We start from the raw sequence: 16523 nt of genomic DNA, 5'->3' as shown, positions 1-16523 counted from the left end.
GAATGATACGAAACAAAATTCTTTTACTGGGGCTTTTCATCCTGATGGCATCGCTCCAGGCAAAAGGTCAGGAGGAAAAAAGCACGCTTGAAATCCTACAGGCCGAAAAACTTCAGGCAGGAAAAGGCTTTGACCGCTTACTGACAGATGTGATCATGAAGCACAAAAGCTCTCTTATCTATTGTGATTCCGCCCATTTTTACGCCCAGGATAACCTGGCCAAATTATTCGGCAGTGTCAAAATTGAAAATCAGGAAGATTCGGTAACCGTCACCAGCCTCTATGCAGAGTATGACGGAGACACCCAAATGGCCCGCCTGCGCAATGAGGTAGTCCTGGTAAATGAAGGAACAACCTTGTTCACAGACTTTTTAGACTATAACAGGGGTACCGGAGTGGCCAATTATTTTAACTCGGGGATGGTCAAAGACAGTACCAATACGCTTACCAGCGTAGAAGGAATCTATGAAACCCAGCAGGAAAAAATTACTTTTATGGAAAAGGTCGTTTTGGAAAATCCAGACTATACCATGAGGTCTAATATTCTATTCTATTATACGCAAACAAAGATTGCTGAAACCGAAAAACTTACAAATATACTTTCAAAAGAAGGTAATAAATTAAATGCCCAAAGAGGGACTTTTTATGATACTCAAAATAAAATCTTCCGGTTTTACGATGGGGATGTGGAGTCCGAAAATAGCATTGTGTCTGGAGAAATCTTATACTATGACGAAAATGAGCAGTATTATGAAGCAAGGGAAAACGTGAGTATTTTTAATAAGGAAAGGAACGTGGAGGTATTTGGTGAGGAGGGGAAGTATTGGGAAGAACGCCAGTATTCCAAAGTATATGGAAAAGCACTGGTCCGTAAGTATTTTGAAGCCGATACGTTATATATGATTGCTGACACCTTGATCTCTCAGGACAGTGAAGCCCCTGAGGATCGATTCACGCTGGCCTTTCCAAATATGCGGATGATCAAGTCAGACCTGGCCGGACGGGCGGATTCGATGGCCTATCAGTATGCTGACTCCACCGTATATCTTTTCTCCGACCCGGTATTATGGAATAATAAGAGCCAAATCACAGCAGACAGTATCCGGTTTATTATAGCAAATCAGGAAATTGACCAGGCCTTACTGGTAGACAATGCGTTTGCAATCACCCGAGACACCGTGGCCAATTTCAACCAAATAAAAGGGAGAAAAATGACAGCGTATTTTATAGAGGGGGATATGGATTTATTGGACGTAGAAGGAAATGGCGAATCCTTGTATTTTGCGCTTGAAAACGACACCACTTTTAAAGGGTTGAATAAATTGCTTTGTGGCCGTATCATCATGGAGTTTCAGGAAGGAACCGTTTCCAGAATCAGTCATTCAATAAAACCTGAAGCCTCCTTTACGCCCCCCCACCTCATAGAAGAGGACCAGACCCAATTGAAGGGATTTACCTGGCGCTCTGAGGAAAGGCCTGAGCGGAAGATGATTGACGACTGGAGAACTCCCCGGATAAGGGAAAAAAACAGGTATAGTTTTTTTGACGAGCCTAACGTGAGCATACCCCTTCCTTCAGATGATGAAATACAAAAACGTATAGATAATTAATATTATTTATACGTTAAATAACATTTTTTTGAAAAGCTGGTACTTTAAAAACCATTTTCTAACGGTAGACAAGAAAAAAAATTTCATCAAGGTTAACATTTTTTAACCGGAAAATGGGTGAAAAGTGGAACCAATTTGGTATTTTTATCCGTATATACTAGGAATGAAACAAAACCGCAGTCATTATTGAATCAAACTTTACATGAAAATTTTTCTCGCCCTTTTAATCACTTTTGCCTTGTTCGCTCAGCAACCTGCCGAAGCGAGACAAGTGCGTGTATTGAGTGAGAAAGTGGAGTTTAGTGGAAAAGTAAATACAACACAACGAAAATCGGTGATTATTCAAAATGAATCGGATGAAGCTGCCTCCTATTATTTAAGGTATCTTCGCGGAAATATTGGCTCTTCTCAAAACATCCTGGTCTGTTTGGGAGAGACTTGTTTCGACCCCCGGGAAGATCTTTCCCAGATAAAACTAGTGCTGGAACCCGGAGAAATCTTCACGGACCTTTACATCGAATTTGAATTGGGGATTACACCAACCAAAGGTACATTTGATTTGCATTTTTTCAACCGCACCAATTCACGTGATGCTTTTGTAATCGAAAGCGTGTATAATGTAAATGGAGAAAATCCTTCCGAGCAGGTTAGTCATAAGGATGTGGACATGGGAAGCATTTATCCCAACCCCAGTGTTCGGTCGGCCCAACTGGATTATAAAATAAAAAACCCCAACGCTAACGTGAGGGTCGTTATTAACAGTTTTATAGGAAATCCGATTTATGATTTCAGTCTGGATCCGGTTCAGGAGACCTTGGTAATCCCCGTGACTGAATTGAATCCTGGAACCTATTTTTACACCCTCATCGTTGACAATAAAAATATTGTCACCAAAAAACTCTACGTCAAAAGGTAGGTTTATCCGGGATTGGATAAACAACCTTGATAACCAATTATTAATCCCTTATATTTGCAGGCTAGATGAAGAAAACAACCCTATTATATATTAATATTCTATTGCTATCCACGGTAGTATTGTCCGGGTGTGGCGAATTTTACAAATTAGAAAAAAGTACCAATTGGGACGAGCTGTATGAAGCAGCAAACCGCTACTACGATGAAGGGGAGTACAATAAGTCCATCATTCTTTATGACAGGGTGCTTCCGGTAATCAAGGGTAGTGGAAAAGCAGAATTGGCCGAATTTAATTATGCCTATGCGCATTTCAGGACCAAGCGATTCATTGAATCTGCCGGTTATTTTAAAACCTTTTTTGATACTTACAACCGGTCCCCTTTAGCGGAGGAAGCCCTTTTTATGCATGCCTATTCGTTGTACCTCGATTCTCCGGATTACAACCTGGACCAAAGGAGTTCAAGAGAAGCAGTAAATGCCATCCAACTATTCATGAATCGCTATCCGGATTCCGACTCTTACGAAAGAGCCATAACCATGATTGATGATCTCCAGAAAAGGTTTGAGGAAAAAGCCTACGAAGAATCCCGGATGTATTACCGGCTGACCGAGGGGCTCTTTCCCGGCGAATTTTACCGGGCTTGTATCATAAACTTTCAGAATTTTGCCAAGGATTATCCTGATAGCGAATACAATGAAGAATTGGCCTTTAAGTTGGTCGAGGTGAGCAACGCCTATGCAGAAAGAAGTGTCTTTGATAAAAAGGAAGAGCGTCTACAGCAATCCATAGAATTTGCACAAGATTTTGCGCAGAAATACCCAGACAGCAGTTATGACGGAAAAGTAAAAAACCTCATGAGTGAATCCGAAACGGAATTGGAGACGCACTACCGGTTGAAAGAGCAATACGAATCCCGTTCTGCAGAGGCCAGAAGGTTACGTGAAGAGGAAGAAAGGAATCAGAAAGCAACAGAGGCATTACGAAATACAGAAAATTAATCAAATAAACTATTATGGCAGTTAATCCGTCAATCGTTACCAGAGATCTGGATAAAGTAGCCGACAAATCAGGCAATCTTTACGAATCCATATTTGTAATTTCACAAAGGGCTAAGCAAATTTCTTCCACAATGAAGGAGGAACTAAACAACAAACTTTCCGAGTTTGCTTCCACTGTGGATAACTTGGAAGAGGTATTTGAAAACAAGGAACAAATAGAAATTTCCAAGTTTTACGAAAGGATGCCCAAACCCAGTACCATGGCGATGGAAGAATTCATGGAAGACAAGGTCATGTTCAGGTACCCAGAAGAAGAAACAGAATCCTAAATGCCACTATCAGGCAAGCGAATTCTATTGGGAGTAACCGGGGGGATTGCGGCTTATAAAACCGCACATCTGATTCGGTTATTGATCAAAGAAGGGGCAGAAGTCAAGGTCATTATGACGACTTCTGCCCTTTCTTTTATCGCTCCATTAACCTTGGCCACCCTATCGAAAGGGGCGGTATATCATGCGTTTTTCGATAAAAACACGGGAGAATGGACCAATCACGTTGAGCTGGGGAACTGGGCTGATTTAATGGTGATTGCTCCCTTATCGGCCAATACCCTGGCAAAGATGGCCGTTGGTCAAAGCGATAATTTGCTTCTCTGCACCTACCTTTCCTGTACTTGCCCGGTATTGGTAGCACCAGCTATGGACCTGGACATGTATCAGCATCCAGCCGTTCGACAAAACCTTGCTACCTTAAGACAGCATGGCATCGAGGTTATGGAAGCAGCGACCGGGGAATTGGCTAGTGGCCTCAGCGGACAGGGACGAATGCCCGAACCCGAAGACATTCTCTCAGCAGTTTTTACCTTTTTTCGCCCATCAGGTAGTCCATTAACGGGCAAAAAAATAATGATCACCGCCGGGCCAACCCGGGAAGCGATGGATCCGGTCCGGTACATTAGCAACCATTCCAGCGGAAAAATGGGTATTTCTCTTGCAGAGAAAGCAGCCGAACGAGGAGCACAGGTGACGCTTATTCTAGGGCCAAGCTCCCTGAATGCCCGGCATCCGTCCATACAAACGATCCCAGTGTCCACTGCGATAGAAATGTATGAGCAAGCAAAAAAAAGTCACGCACAATCGGACATTGCCATTTTCACAGCAGCCGTGTCGGATTACCGTCCGGAAAGCCCTTCGTCCGAAAAAATCAAAAAAAAGGACGATAAGTTAAGCCTTACGCTGGTAAAAAATCCGGACATTGCCCGGAATCTGGGTCAGGAAAAAAAACCAGGACAGGTACATGTGGGCTTTGCTTTGGAAACAGACGAAGGATCCGGAAGTGCCAGCAATAAACTAAAAACCAAAAATTTCGATTTTATCGTATTGAACTCCCTACTCGATCCGGAAGCCGGGTTTCAGAAAGACACCAACCAGGTGACCTTCATTGATAAAACGGGGAAAAGCCAAAAATCCCAGGTTTTGAAAAAAGAGGAACTGGCCTCAAAGATTCTTGATAAAATAGAAGTCTTTTTTCAGACAACAGAACCACAGGAAAACCGTTGAATAAGGCGTGCTCTAAAATGTAAAAAATGTTCCGATACCTCGTTCTTTTTGGCCTATTGGTACTGGGTTGCCTGCCGCAAACTGGAATCTCCCAACAGTTGAATTTCACCGTTACGATTAACAGTGAACGGGCAAGGACTCAGGATAGGGATATATTTGAGCAAATGAAATCTTCCTTTGAGCAATTTTTAAATGGTCGGAATTGGACCGACGATGAATTTACGCAGGAAGAAAGGATCAAGGGAAATTTACTGATAACCATAAATGACATGCCCCAGGTAGGGCTTTTTACTGCCACCGTGCAGATCCAAACCGTCCGTCCCGTCTACGGTTCCAACTACGAAAGCCTGATGTTGAATTTTGCCGATCGAAATTGGACCTTTGAATACGTAGATTCTCAGCCATTGGAGTTTAATCAATATTCATTTCTAAACAACATCACGTCCCTATTGGCTTACTATGCTTACATAGCTATTGGGATGGATTATGACTCTTTTGCTCCCAGAGGTGGCGATCCCTATTTCGAAACAGCCAATAACATTGTGTCCAATGCACAGCAGTCATCCAGGCCAGGCTGGAACCAAAACCCCTCGGACAAAAGAAACCGATATTGGCTTTCCAATGAATTGTACAGCTCACAGGTGATGGTTCCCGTACGGGATGCCTATTACCTGTATCACCGAAAAGGATTGGACTTTTTGACCACAAAACCGGAAGAAGGTTTTGAAAACATCCTGGAGGCGATCAAATTGGTAGGAGAAGCGAATCAGGCGCAACCCAATAGTATCCTCACAATCAGCTTTATGGATGCCAAATCAGACGAGATAAGCAAACTCTTAAAGACTGCTCCTGATGAAATAAAACAGGAGGCGGTGGAGGTTTTGCTTAAAGTAGACCCGAACAACGCCCGAAAATACAACGACATTTTGAAAGGATAATCCTGTTTTTTTGGTTAATTTTGGTTTCCTGAACGAAACCAAAGCACCATGTTGACCAACCTAAGCATAACAAACTATGCTTTGATAGAGAAATTGGAAATGAATCCTTGCCCGGGGTTAAATATGATTACCGGGGAAACAGGTGCTGGCAAGTCCATCATGCTAGGCGCTGTCGGTTTACTCTTAGGGAACAGAGCCGATACGAAATCACTTTTTGACGAAACCAAAAAATGCGTCATTGAAGGTGTCATAGCCATCCAGAATTACGGTCTGCAAGCCTTTTTTGAAGAGGAAGAACTCGATTACGAGCAGGCTTGCATTATCAGAAGGGAAATCAGCCCTTCCGGAAAATCCAGGGCTTTTGTCAATGACACCCCTGTAAAACTAGACACGCTTAAAGTCCTCGGAAAAACCCTGATGGACATACACTCCCAGCATGAAAATCTACTTCTTGGAGCTTCTGCCTACCAATTGTCACTAATAGATGCTTTTGCTGACAGCAAAAAAGAACGACAACTTTTTAAAGAGAAGTTCGAAACGTTTCAGGTCCTGAACCGACAAGTTCGGGAGCTGGAACAGGAAAGGACAAACCTGCAACAAGAAGCGGATTATAATCAGTTTCAACTGGAGGAATTATCCTCACTAAACCTGGAAAAAGGCGAACAGAGCCAGTTGGAAGCGGAAGAGGAGATCCTAAACCATGCCGAGGAGATCAAAGCCAGAGCCATGGAAGCACTGGGCTTAATGGACAACGAAGAGTTGGGGGCCTTCCAACGACTGGGGGCTGCTAAGCAGCACTTTCAATACCTGAGCCGGTTTGGTAAGTCTTTCGAAGATTTGTCCCAACGATTTAATAGTATCCTGATCGAACTGAAAGATATCATGGAAAGCCTTTCTGCAGAGGAGGAAAGTATGGAAGTGGATCTGGAAAAATCGGAGTGGATCCGGGATCGGCTGAGTAAAATCTATCAACTCCAAAAAAAACACGGTGTTCAAACAGACAGCGAGCTGCTCGAATTAGCTTCTGTGCTGGCAGACAAAGTATTTCGGGCGGATCACCTGGAAGAAGAGCTAATCCGGAAAAAAGCGGAATTGGAGAAGGCAGAGAAAGAGCTACAGTCAGCTGGTGCCCAACTTTCCAAAAAGAGAATTTCCATTTTTGACAGTTTTAGTAGAGAAATTCAAGCACTCCTATCCCAGCTGGGAATGGAAAATGCTAAAATCGAAATCCAGAGAAATCAGATACCAGCTACTGCTTCGGGGATAGACGAGATCGACATTTTATTTTCCGCCAATAAAGGGATTGCAACCCAAGCCATAGGGCAGGTAGCTTCCGGTGGAGAATTTTCGCGTTTAATGTTCGCCATAAAATACGTTATGGCAGATAAAATGGCCTTGCCCACTTTGATTTTCGATGAAATAGACTCGGGTATCTCAGGGGAAGTGGCTTTGCAGATGGTTCGAATGATGCAAAAAATAGCTGAAAATCACCAGGTTATCTGCATCAGCCACCTCCCTCAGGTAGCCGCCAAAGGCGAAAAACACTATTTTGTGTTTAAGGATAACAGTGCCAAAAAGACCGTCAGCAAGATCAAACTCCTTAATGAAGAGGAACGACTCCTGGAGATCGCCAAAATGATATCCGGATCTAACCCTTCTGCCTCCGCTTATGAGAGTGCCAGGGAATTATTGGCCAATTAGCAGCTATTATTCGCTGTATTGATTAAAAACACAAAAAGTTTCAACTATATTTAATTAATTTTATAAAATAATATTTAATTTAAGTCAGAAAATCAAAAGTAAAATATGCCTGAGAATCTATTAAAAGGAAAGAAAGGAATAATTACAGGTGCCCTTGATGAAAATTCCATTGCCTGGCAAACAGCTTTAAAGGCAAAGGAACAAGGGGCCACGTTTGTACTTACAAACGCTCCCATAGCCATGAGAATGGGTGCTATCAAGGAACTGGCAAAGGCCTGCGATACGATTGTCATTCCTGCGGATGCCACCTCCGTAGAAGATATAGAAAACCTTTACGATGAAGCCAAAGAATACCTGGGAGGAAACTTTGATTTTCTTTTGCACTCCATCGGAATGTCACCCAACGTTCGAAAAGGAAAGGCCTACGGAGACCTGAACTATGAATGGGTTCAAAAATCCTACGACGTTTCAGCAGTTTCTTTTCACAAAATGCTTCAAATAGCAGAAAAAAAAGATATTTTAAATGAATGGGCCTCTGTGGTAGGTTTAAGCTACATTGCGGCTCAGCGGGCCTTCCCGTTCTATTCCGATATGTCCGAAGCAAAAGCCATACTTGAAAGTATCGCCAGAAACTATGGATTGCGCTATGGGAAACTGAAGAAAGTGAGGGTCAATACCATCTCCCAATCGCCCACCAAAACCACGGCTGGCTCCGGAATTGGCGGATTCGATGATTTTTACGATTTTGCAGACATTGCTTCTCCCCTCGGAAATGCATCCGCTGAATCCTGTGCCGAATACATCGTGACCTTATTTTCCGATTTCACCCGAATGGTCACCATGCAAAATCTCTTCCATGACGGCGGCTATTCTTCCTGCGGCATTACACAGGAACTAATTGATGTCTTCATGAAAAAGAAGTAAAGAATAAGGCAAACTTAAAAAAAACCGCCCTGGGAAATACTCCAAGGCGGTTTTTTTTAACTATCTATTCGAAAATCAAGCTTTTCCGATCTGTTCGGCTACCCAATCTCCAACCTCAGAGGTCTTATAGGAGGTCCCGCCATCTGCCAGGTCTTCCGTCACCATCCCTTTTTCCAGGGAGAGGTTCACGGCATCCGATATGGCTTTTGCTTCATCCATCAAACCAAAAGCATACTCAAACATCATGGAGGCAGACAAAATGGTAGCCAGTGGATTGGCAATGTCTTTACCTGCTGCCTGAGGATAGGAACCATGAATGGGTTCAAAGAGCTTGGTTTTAATGCCAATCGAAGCCGAAGGCATCAACCCCATAGAACCACTGATCACAGAAGCCTCGTCTGTAAGAATATCTCCAAAAAGGTTTTCGGTAATCAAGACATCGTAGGCTTTGGGCCATTGAATTAATCGCATGGCTACTGCATCTACGAATTCATATTCTACTTTCACATCAGGATATTCGGGAGCCAACCGCTGGACGGTTTCTCTCCATAACCTGGACGTTGCCAAAACATTGGCCTTATCCACACAAGTGAGTAACTTTCGGCGCTTTTGGGCAAACTCAAATCCCATGCGGGCTAATCGCTCGATTTCTTCCACCGAATACACGCAGGTGTCAAAGGCCTTGGTTCCCTGTTCATTTCTTCCCCTGGGCTCTCCGAAGTAAATCCCGCCAGTAAGCTCCCGAAGGAAAACCAGATCCGTTCCTTCTATTCTGTCTCGCTTAAGGGGAGATTTATGTACCAGCGAAGGAAAGGTAAACGTAGGGCGAACGTTGGAAAAAAGCCCTAATCTTTTTCGCATTTCCAGCAGGCCTTGCTCCGGGCGAACCTTTGCGCTGGGGTCATTATCAAATCGTGGATCACCTATGGCTCCAAAAAGTACGGCATCGGATTCCACACATACCTGGTGCGTTTCCTCAGGATACGGATGACCCACTGCGTCTATGGCTGCAGCCCCCGTAATGGCCTCCTTGAAGGAAATCTTATGTCCAAATTTCTTCCCGACTGCATGAACCACTTTTACTGCCTGCGCAATGACTTCGGGGCCGATACCATCACCAGGCAATAGGGCTATATTCATTTCCATATGGATTCTTTTTTTCTGTTTTGTTATTATTTTTAATTTGTTCGATGATATTTAACATTTTTTCAGTGGCCTTCATGGCCGCAATCGTTTGATCACTGTCCAAGCCCTTGGTTTTAAAGATCCTTCCCGAAAGGTCCCAGGTGACCACGCATTCCACAAAGGCATCTGTTTTTCCTCCCGGCGGGATGCTGATTTGAAAATCAGTAAGTTTTGGTAGTTCTTTATCCAGGGATTTGTAAATCTTCTTCAGGGCTTTCATGAACGAGTCGTATTGACCATCGCCGGAAGCATTCTGTTCATAAAATTCATGGAAAATTTTTACCCGCAACTGGACCGACGGTTTTAATCCTTTTGAATGGACCATGTGGTACCCATCGATCACAATATCCTTATGGATAGAGTTGTTTTGCAAGACATCGGAAATGATATAGGGCAAATCTTCTGTGGTTACCCTTTCCTTTTTATCACCTAGCTCGATGATTTTTTGAGTTACTTTTGCCAATTCATCTGGTTCAAGGGATATCCCCAGTTCCACCAGATTTTTCAATATATTGGCCTTGCCCGAAGTTTTTCCCAAGGCATATTTCCTCGTTCTTCCAAAACGCTCCGGCAACAGATCACTGAAATAAAGATTCTTTTTATTATCCCCATCTGCATGAACACCCGCCGTTTGAGTGAAAACATTTTCTCCAACCACTGGTTTATTGGCTGGAATTCGCAATCCGGCAAATTGCTCAATCAATTTACTGATTCGGTAAATTTTATTTTCCTGGATATTTAATTCAAAGTCAGTAAAATCCTGAATGACTGCCACGACTGACTCCAAGGGCGCATTTCCTGCCCGCTCTCCTAATCCATTCACCGTAGTATGCAATCCGAGAGCACCCGCCTTCACAGCGGTCAGCACATTGGCGACGGACAGGTCATAATCGTTGTGGGCATGGAAATCAAAATGAACATCAGGGAATTCCCGGCAGATTGCATCCATAAACACCTGCACTTCTTCCGGGCATAAAAGTCCCAGGGTATCCGGAAGCATGATGCGCTTTACAGGTAAATTTGACAGAAACCGGATCATGGACATGGCGTACTCTCTGGAATTCCTCATTCCATTGCTCCAATCTTCCAGGTATACGTTCACTTCAATTCCATTTTCCTGGGCATAGCGGATGGCCTCAGCTATTTCTTCAAAATGAGCTTCCGGGGATTTCTTCAGTTGATGAGTTAGGTGGTTGAGCGAGCCTTTCGTGAGCAGATTCATGACTTTAGCCCCGGCATCTACGATCCAATCCACGGATTTTGGCGTATCGACGAAGCCCAGAACCTCCACTTTGTCCAAAAAACCCTTCTCAAAAGCCCAATGGGTAATCTTTTTTACGCCTTCTAACTCTCCTTCCGAAACCCTGGCAGATGCCACTTCGATCCGATCTACCCGCAATTCCTCCAGCAAAAGTTTGGCAATCTGTAACTTTTCCGAAGGAAGGAAAGATACACCTGAGGTTTGTTCACCATCCCTGAGGGTGGTGTCCATGATTTCTATTTTCGTTTCTCTACTCATTCCCTATCCATTAATCAGTCCTTCGGTGCTTCACAACTGAACACACGTGCATTACCTATTGGCCTCAAAGGCCCGAATTTCATCATCCAGATTTAAGAGATAATCAATATCATCAAACCCATTTTTCATGTTTTGCTTCTTGTACGAATTGATATCAAAACGCTCCGATTTGCCTGTTGATAGCAGGGTAATGGTTTGTTTGTTGATATCCACTTCCACCTCTGTAGCAGGATCCGCTTCCACGGCTTCGAATAATTCATCTGCAAATTCCGGGGATATGGTTACTGGTAATACCCCAATGTTCAGACAGTTATTTTTAAAGATATCCGCAAAAAAGCTGGATACCACGCATCGAAATCCGTAATCGTAAATCGCCCAAACGGCATGTTCCCTACTGGAGCCAGATCCAAAATTTCTCCCTGCTAAAAGGATTTTTCCTTCGTAAGTAGGGTCGTTTAATACAAAATCCGGCTTTGGATTACCTTCGCTATCGTATCTCCAATCCCTGAATAAATTATCTCCAAAACCTTTCCGTTCCGTTGCTTTTAAAAACCGGGCCGGAATGATCTGATCCGTGTCTACATTTTCGGACGAAAGGGGTACCACCCTGCTGGTCAATATATCAAATTTATCGTATGCCATGGTCTTATTTTTCTAAAGCTAATTCCTCAATCAAATCCCTGGGGTCCGTTATTTCCCCTGTTATTGCCACCGCAGCGACTGTTAATGGAGAGGCCAGAAGCGTTCGGCTCCCCGGTCCCTGCCTGCCTTCAAAATTTCGGTTAGAGGTGGATACGGCATACTTACCCGATGGAATTTTATCATCGTTCATGGCCAAACAGGCCGAACAGCCCGGCTGCCTTAATTTAAAGCCCGCTTCTTCCAGAATTTGAACCAACCCCTCAGCGATGGCTTGCTTCTCTACCTCTCTGGAACCCGGTACGATCCAGGCAGTAATGTTGTCCGCTTTCTTTTTGCCTTTCACGAAATTGGCTACTGTCCGTAGGTCTTCTATTCGGCCATTCGTACAGCTCCCAACAAATACATAATCAATCTTTTTACCCTTCATTGGTTCACCGGGCTTGAATCCCATGTAATCCAGTGATTTGATATAGGATTTCTTTACGCTCTCTTTCATGCCCTCGGTGGTAGGGATATGATCCTTTACCTTTACGCCCATACCCGGATTGGTCCCGTACGTAATCATGGGTTCAATATCCACTGCGTTATAGTGATATTCCAGATCAAATGTGGCACCTTCATCTGTTTTCAGCGTTTTCCAATACGCCACTGCCTCATCCCAGGCTGCACCTTTAGGCGCTAAATCCTTTCCTTTAAGGTAGTCAAAGGTGGTTTCATCCGGGGCGATCAATCCTCCCCGTGCCCCCATCTCAATACTCATATTACAAATGGTCATCCTGGCCTCCATACTTAAGGAACGAATGGCACTTCCAGCGTATTCGATGAAGTAACCGGTACCGCCACTGGCAGAAATCTGAGAAATGATGTATAAAATTATGTCCTTGGAGGAAACACCCGGACCTAACTCACCATCTACCGTAATGCGCATCTTCTTAGCCTTGGCCTGCATGATGCACTGGGTGGCGAAAACCATCTCTACTTCAGAGGTACCAATCCCAAAAGCAATGGTTCCAAAGGCTCCATGGGTCGAGGTGTGGCTATCTCCACATACAATGGTCATTCCGGGTTGCGTGATACCTAATTCCGGCCCAATTACATGAACGATCCCATGATGATCTGTTCCCAAATCATGCAGCTCAATGCCATGTTTGGCACAATTCTGCCGGAGCTTTTCTACCTGCATCCTGGAAAGCTGGTCTTTAATCGTCTTGTCCTGATCGATGGTAGGCACATTGTGATCGGGGGTGGCTACCGTTCTTTCTGGAAACATGACTTTGTTACCTCGTTTCTCGAGGTTAAGAAATGCTACCGGGCTAGTCACTTCATGGATAAAATGCTTATCAATGAAAAAAACGTCCGGACCATTTGGGATAGATTTGATCACATGAGCGTCCCAAATCTTATCAAATAATGTTTTATTCTCCATCTATTGTATGTTTTTGTCAAGTCGTCTTGACAGGTAATTTATTTAACGCATCTAAAAAGGCTTTCGCGGAGGCCAGGACAATGTCTGTTTCGGAACCAAAACCATGGTAAGGTTTCCCCTCATGCATCAGTCGCATGTGCACCTTGCATGTATCGTCGCTGCCTTTCGTCATGGCCTGAATCAGAAATTCATCCAGAATTACTTCATGCGGTATCAACTGCTTGATGGACTTAATCACCGCATCCACAGGTCCGTTTCCGACAGAAGACCCCTTCTTTACTTCCTCCCCAATATTCAAGGCAACTTCAGCATAGGCTTCTTCCCCCTCTTTTCCCCGATAGGAGATTTCTTCGAGTGCAATAAAAGGAGAATGCTCCAGGTGCTCCCCTAGTAGAGAAAGTAAATCTTTCCTTCCTATGTCTCGTTTAGAGTCCGCCAGTACCAAAAAGTCTTCGTAGATCTCGTCCAGCTTTTCTTTTTCAAACTCATACCCAAGCAATTTTAGGTGGTGTTTTAGCGCGGCCCTGCCACTCCGGGCAGTAAGCACAATGGAAGACTCTTCTACCCCGACCTCTTTGGGATCAATTATTTCATAATTTTCCCTGTTTTTTAGCACCCCGTCCTGATGGATACCGCTGGAGTGAGCGAAAGCATTCCTGCCCACAATCGCTTTATTTGGCTGAATGGGCATGTTCATCAACTTGGAGATAATCCTACTGGTTTCGTAAATCTTTCTGGTATTGATATCGGTGTACACAGGTATTTCCTGATGGCTTTTGATAGCCATCACCACTTCTTCCAAAGAGGTATTCCCAGCCCGCTCTCCAATACCATTCATGGTAACTTCCACTTGCCTGGCCCCATTCATAACACCTGCCAGGCTATTGGCTGTTGCCAGACCCAGGTCGTTGTGACAATGGGTGGCAATGATGGCCTGATCGATATTGGAAACATTTTCTTTGAGATGACGGATGATTTTCCCATACTGCTCAGGCAGGCAATAACCCGTGGTATCTGGGATGTTCACCACCCGGGCACCCGCCTTGATCACAGCCTCCAAAACCTGTACGAGAAATTCCGGTGATGCCCGTCCCGCATCTTCCGCATAAAACTCCACTTCCTCCACCAGATTCCGGGCAAACTTTACCGCCCGAACGGCCTTTTCCAAAACAGCTTCCGGAGTACTTCTCAACTTGTGCTGAATATGATACCCCGACACACCAATGCCGGTGTGAATCCTGCTTCTCTTGGCAAAACGCAACGCCTCCGCAGCCACTTCAATATCTTTCTCCACGGCCCTGGATAAGGCACAGATAATCGGATGCTCTACTGCCTTGGATATTTCTACAACAGAATTGAAATCCCCGGGGCTGGATACTGGAAATCCAGCCTCGAGGACATCAACTCCCAATGCCTCCAAAGCCTTGGCTACTACAATCTTTTCCCTGGTATCGAGTTGACATCCCGGTACCTGTTCACCATCCCGAAGGGTGGTATCAAATATCCAAAGCTTTTCTGACATAAAATTGATTAATTATTTTCTGGTCTTAATTTACGGACGGTAGATCCTGCCTGCCACATTTCTGATTCTCGCAGTTCTTTCAACTCTTCCTCCAGTTTCACCCGGTAATCAGACTTGCTGTTCGATTCAATAGACTTAGCGGCTTCCTTTCCGGTTTTCACGCTATTGTATAACTCTTCGAAAACAGGCTTGGTCGCATCTCTAAAAGGCTTCCACCAATCAAGGGCTCCACGCTGAGCGGTTGTAGAACAATTGGCATACATCCAATCCATACCATTTTCTGCGACCAAAGGCATCAGGCTTTGCGTCAATTCTTCAACCGTTTCATTAAAGGCTTCTGAAGGGGAATGACCATTGGCTCTTAATACCTCGTATTGGGCAGCAAAGATCCCCTGAATGGCACCCATCAAAGTTCCTCTTTCTCCTGTTAGGTCGGAAGTTACTTCCTTGTAAAAATCCGTTTCGAATAAGTATCCGGAGCCTACTCCAATTCCCAAAGCCACAACCCTGTCTCTGGCTTTTCCAGTAGCATCCTGATAAATGGCAAACGACGAATTCAACCCTCTTCCTTCAACAAACATTCTCCTCAAGGAAGTTCCTGACCCTTTGGGGGCCACTAAGATTACATCCACGTCTTTTGATGGGATGATTCCTGTCTGATCCTTGTAAGTGATCCCGAAACCATGGGAGAAATACAAGGCTTTACCAGGTGTCAGGTGTTTATTCACGGTTGGCCATAGAGCAATCTGACCGGCATCGGAAAGCAAAAACTGAAGGATAGTACCTCTTTCGCAGGCCTCTTCCAACTCAAAAAGGGTTTCTCCCGGAACCCAGCCATCTGCAACAGCCTTATCCCAGGTTTTGGAACCCTTTCGCTGTCCGACGATGACATTGAAGCCATTATCTTTGAGGTTAAGCGCCTGACCAGGTCCCTGTACTCCGTATCCAAGTACGGCTATTACTTCATCTTTTAGTACTTCTTTGGCTTTTTCAAGTGGAAATTCTTCCCTTGTTACGACATTTTCTTCAACTGTACCGAACTTCAGTTTCATAATTATATATTAAAATTTAATGTAAATAGGTTACAAATATTTATCAATCGTTTCCATGGGTTTGGCCACCGCCACTCTCCCTGAACGCACAAATTCCAAGACATTAAAATCCTTCAAAACTTCTAACAGCTCCTGGGTCTCTTCTTTATGCCCCGTCATTTCGATGACCACAAAATCTTTCTCCGCAGAAATGATCCGGGCATTGTGTTGACGGATCACTTTTTCCAGCCCGGAATCAATGGAGTCAATGGGGATTTTATACAAGGCAATCTCCTGAAACACCATTTCATCATCCAGGTAATAAAAGGCTTTGATCACATCAATGATTTTCTCTATTTGCTTGGATAGCTGTATGATCTGTTCCTCGCTCGTGGTCACCACGATGCTAATTCGGTAGATACCTTCCTCCCGGCTTTCCGATGCCGTAAACCCATCAATATTGATGCCTCTTCGGGTAAATATCAGCGTAATCCTGCTGAGTATACCAATGAAATTTTCTGTGAAAACAGAAATTGTATATCTCTTATTCAT

General features: G+C 44.1%; 15 protein-coding genes. 8 read left to right on the top strand and 7 right to left on the bottom strand.

The window, feature by feature from the left end:
• Positions 1–2 precede the first annotated feature (2 nt).
• From GJS45_RS09920 to GJS45_RS09885, 8 genes are all read left to right on the top strand, one after another.
• Positions 3–1610: an OstA-like protein gene (locus tag GJS45_RS09920; protein WP_162341459.1), complete on the top strand. Its 1608-nt coding sequence runs from the start codon at positions 3–5 to the stop codon at positions 1608–1610.
• Between the two features lie 202 nt (positions 1611–1812).
• Complete coding sequence (locus tag GJS45_RS09915; RefSeq protein ID WP_162341458.1) at positions 1813–2526, top strand: T9SS type A sorting domain-containing protein; 714 nt, start codon at positions 1813–1815, stop codon at positions 2524–2526.
• A gap of 65 nt (positions 2527–2591) precedes the next feature.
• A complete protein-coding gene (locus GJS45_RS09910) occupies positions 2592–3524 on the top strand; it encodes an outer membrane protein assembly factor BamD (protein WP_162341456.1) in 933 nt (310 codons plus the stop codon).
• Between the two features lie 14 nt (positions 3525–3538).
• Positions 3539–3853, top strand: a complete 315-nt coding sequence (locus GJS45_RS09905) for a DNA-directed RNA polymerase subunit omega (protein WP_162341454.1) — start codon at positions 3539–3541, stop codon at positions 3851–3853.
• A complete protein-coding gene (gene coaBC, locus GJS45_RS09900; protein ID WP_162341452.1) occupies positions 3854–5083 on the top strand; it encodes a bifunctional phosphopantothenoylcysteine decarboxylase/phosphopantothenate--cysteine ligase CoaBC in 1230 nt (409 codons plus the stop codon).
• A gap of 26 nt (positions 5084–5109) precedes the next feature.
• Positions 5110–6021, top strand: a complete 912-nt coding sequence (porD, locus tag GJS45_RS09895; RefSeq protein ID WP_162341450.1) for a type IX secretion system protein PorD — start codon at positions 5110–5112, stop codon at positions 6019–6021.
• 48 nt (positions 6022–6069) lie between these two features.
• A complete protein-coding gene (recN, locus tag GJS45_RS09890) occupies positions 6070–7722 on the top strand; it encodes a DNA repair protein RecN (RefSeq protein ID WP_162341448.1) in 1653 nt (550 codons plus the stop codon).
• 105 nt (positions 7723–7827) lie between these two features.
• On the top strand, positions 7828–8646 hold the full coding sequence (locus GJS45_RS09885; protein ID WP_162341446.1) for an enoyl-ACP reductase FabI: 819 nt from the start codon (positions 7828–7830) through the stop codon (positions 8644–8646).
• A gap of 75 nt (positions 8647–8721) precedes the next feature.
• Here the strand turns inward: GJS45_RS09885 and leuB are convergent, their stop codons facing one another.
• From leuB to ilvN, 7 genes are read right to left on the bottom strand one after another with little or no spacing between them, the layout of a single operon-like run.
• Positions 8722–9792, bottom strand: coding sequence for a 3-isopropylmalate dehydrogenase (gene leuB, locus GJS45_RS09880; RefSeq protein WP_162341444.1), 1071 nt, complete (start codon positions 9790–9792; stop codon positions 8722–8724).
• Positions 9761–11350 (bottom strand): alpha-isopropylmalate synthase regulatory domain-containing protein, encoded by a 1590-nt coding sequence (locus tag GJS45_RS09875; protein ID WP_162341442.1) that lies wholly within the window; start codon positions 11348–11350, stop codon positions 9761–9763. The genes leuB and GJS45_RS09875 overlap by 32 nt, the downstream gene beginning before the upstream one ends.
• Positions 11351–11401: 51 nt before the next feature.
• A complete protein-coding gene (leuD, locus tag GJS45_RS09870) occupies positions 11402–11992 on the bottom strand; it encodes a 3-isopropylmalate dehydratase small subunit (RefSeq protein ID WP_162341440.1) in 591 nt (196 codons plus the stop codon).
• 4 nt (positions 11993–11996) lie between these two features.
• Positions 11997–13418: a 3-isopropylmalate dehydratase large subunit gene (gene leuC / locus GJS45_RS09865; protein ID WP_162341438.1), complete on the bottom strand. Its 1422-nt coding sequence runs from the start codon at positions 13416–13418 to the stop codon at positions 11997–11999.
• A gap of 16 nt (positions 13419–13434) precedes the next feature.
• On the bottom strand, positions 13435–14940 hold the full coding sequence (locus tag GJS45_RS09860; protein ID WP_162341436.1) for a 2-isopropylmalate synthase: 1506 nt from the start codon (positions 14938–14940) through the stop codon (positions 13435–13437).
• Between the two features lie 8 nt (positions 14941–14948).
• Entirely contained in the window at positions 14949–15992 is a 1044-nt protein-coding gene (gene ilvC / locus GJS45_RS09855) for a ketol-acid reductoisomerase (RefSeq protein ID WP_162341434.1), read from the bottom strand.
• A 30-nt stretch (positions 15993–16022) separates the two neighbouring features.
• The gene (gene ilvN / locus GJS45_RS09850) at positions 16023–16523 is read right to left on the bottom strand and encodes an acetolactate synthase small subunit (RefSeq protein WP_162341432.1); all 501 of its coding nucleotides are present in this window, start codon (positions 16521–16523) and stop codon (positions 16023–16025) included.

The organism is Cyclobacterium salsum, from assembly GCF_010119245.1.
Taxonomy (GTDB): domain Bacteria; phylum Bacteroidota; class Bacteroidia; order Cytophagales; family Cyclobacteriaceae; genus Cyclobacterium; species Cyclobacterium salsum.
This window is presented reverse-complemented; position numbering and strand designations above follow the sequence as displayed.

What these genes read in the sequence shown, in the direction of transcription:
- GJS45_RS09920 (WP_162341459.1), top strand. Translation starts at nt 3, where the DNA reads ATGATACGAAACAAAATTCTTTTACTGGGGCTTTTCATCCTGATGGCA.
- GJS45_RS09915 (WP_162341458.1), top strand. Translation starts at nt 1,813, where the DNA reads ATGAAAATTTTTCTCGCCCTTTTAATCACTTTTGCCTTGTTCGCTCAG.
- GJS45_RS09910 (WP_162341456.1), top strand. Translation starts at nt 2,592, where the DNA reads ATGAAGAAAACAACCCTATTATATATTAATATTCTATTGCTATCCACG.
- GJS45_RS09905 (WP_162341454.1), top strand. Translation starts at nt 3,539, where the DNA reads ATGGCAGTTAATCCGTCAATCGTTACCAGAGATCTGGATAAAGTAGCC.
- coaBC (WP_162341452.1), top strand. Translation starts at nt 3,854, where the DNA reads ATGCCACTATCAGGCAAGCGAATTCTATTGGGAGTAACCGGGGGGATT.
- porD (WP_162341450.1), top strand. Translation starts at nt 5,110, where the DNA reads ATGTTCCGATACCTCGTTCTTTTTGGCCTATTGGTACTGGGTTGCCTG.
- recN (WP_162341448.1), top strand. Translation starts at nt 6,070, where the DNA reads ATGTTGACCAACCTAAGCATAACAAACTATGCTTTGATAGAGAAATTG.
- GJS45_RS09885 (WP_162341446.1), top strand. Translation starts at nt 7,828, where the DNA reads ATGCCTGAGAATCTATTAAAAGGAAAGAAAGGAATAATTACAGGTGCC.
- leuB (WP_162341444.1), bottom strand. Translation starts at nt 9,792, where the DNA reads ATGGAAATGAATATAGCCCTATTGCCTGGTGATGGTATCGGCCCCGAA.
- GJS45_RS09875 (WP_162341442.1), bottom strand. Translation starts at nt 11,350, where the DNA reads ATGAGTAGAGAAACGAAAATAGAAATCATGGACACCACCCTCAGGGAT.
- leuD (WP_162341440.1), bottom strand. Translation starts at nt 11,992, where the DNA reads ATGGCATACGATAAATTTGATATATTGACCAGCAGGGTGGTACCCCTT.
- leuC (WP_162341438.1), bottom strand. Translation starts at nt 13,418, where the DNA reads ATGGAGAATAAAACATTATTTGATAAGATTTGGGACGCTCATGTGATC.
- GJS45_RS09860 (WP_162341436.1), bottom strand. Translation starts at nt 14,940, where the DNA reads ATGTCAGAAAAGCTTTGGATATTTGATACCACCCTTCGGGATGGTGAA.
- ilvC (WP_162341434.1), bottom strand. Translation starts at nt 15,992, where the DNA reads ATGAAACTGAAGTTCGGTACAGTTGAAGAAAATGTCGTAACAAGGGAA.
- ilvN (WP_162341432.1), bottom strand. Translation starts at nt 16,523, where the DNA reads ATGAATAAGAGATATACAATTTCTGTTTTCACAGAAAATTTCATTGGT.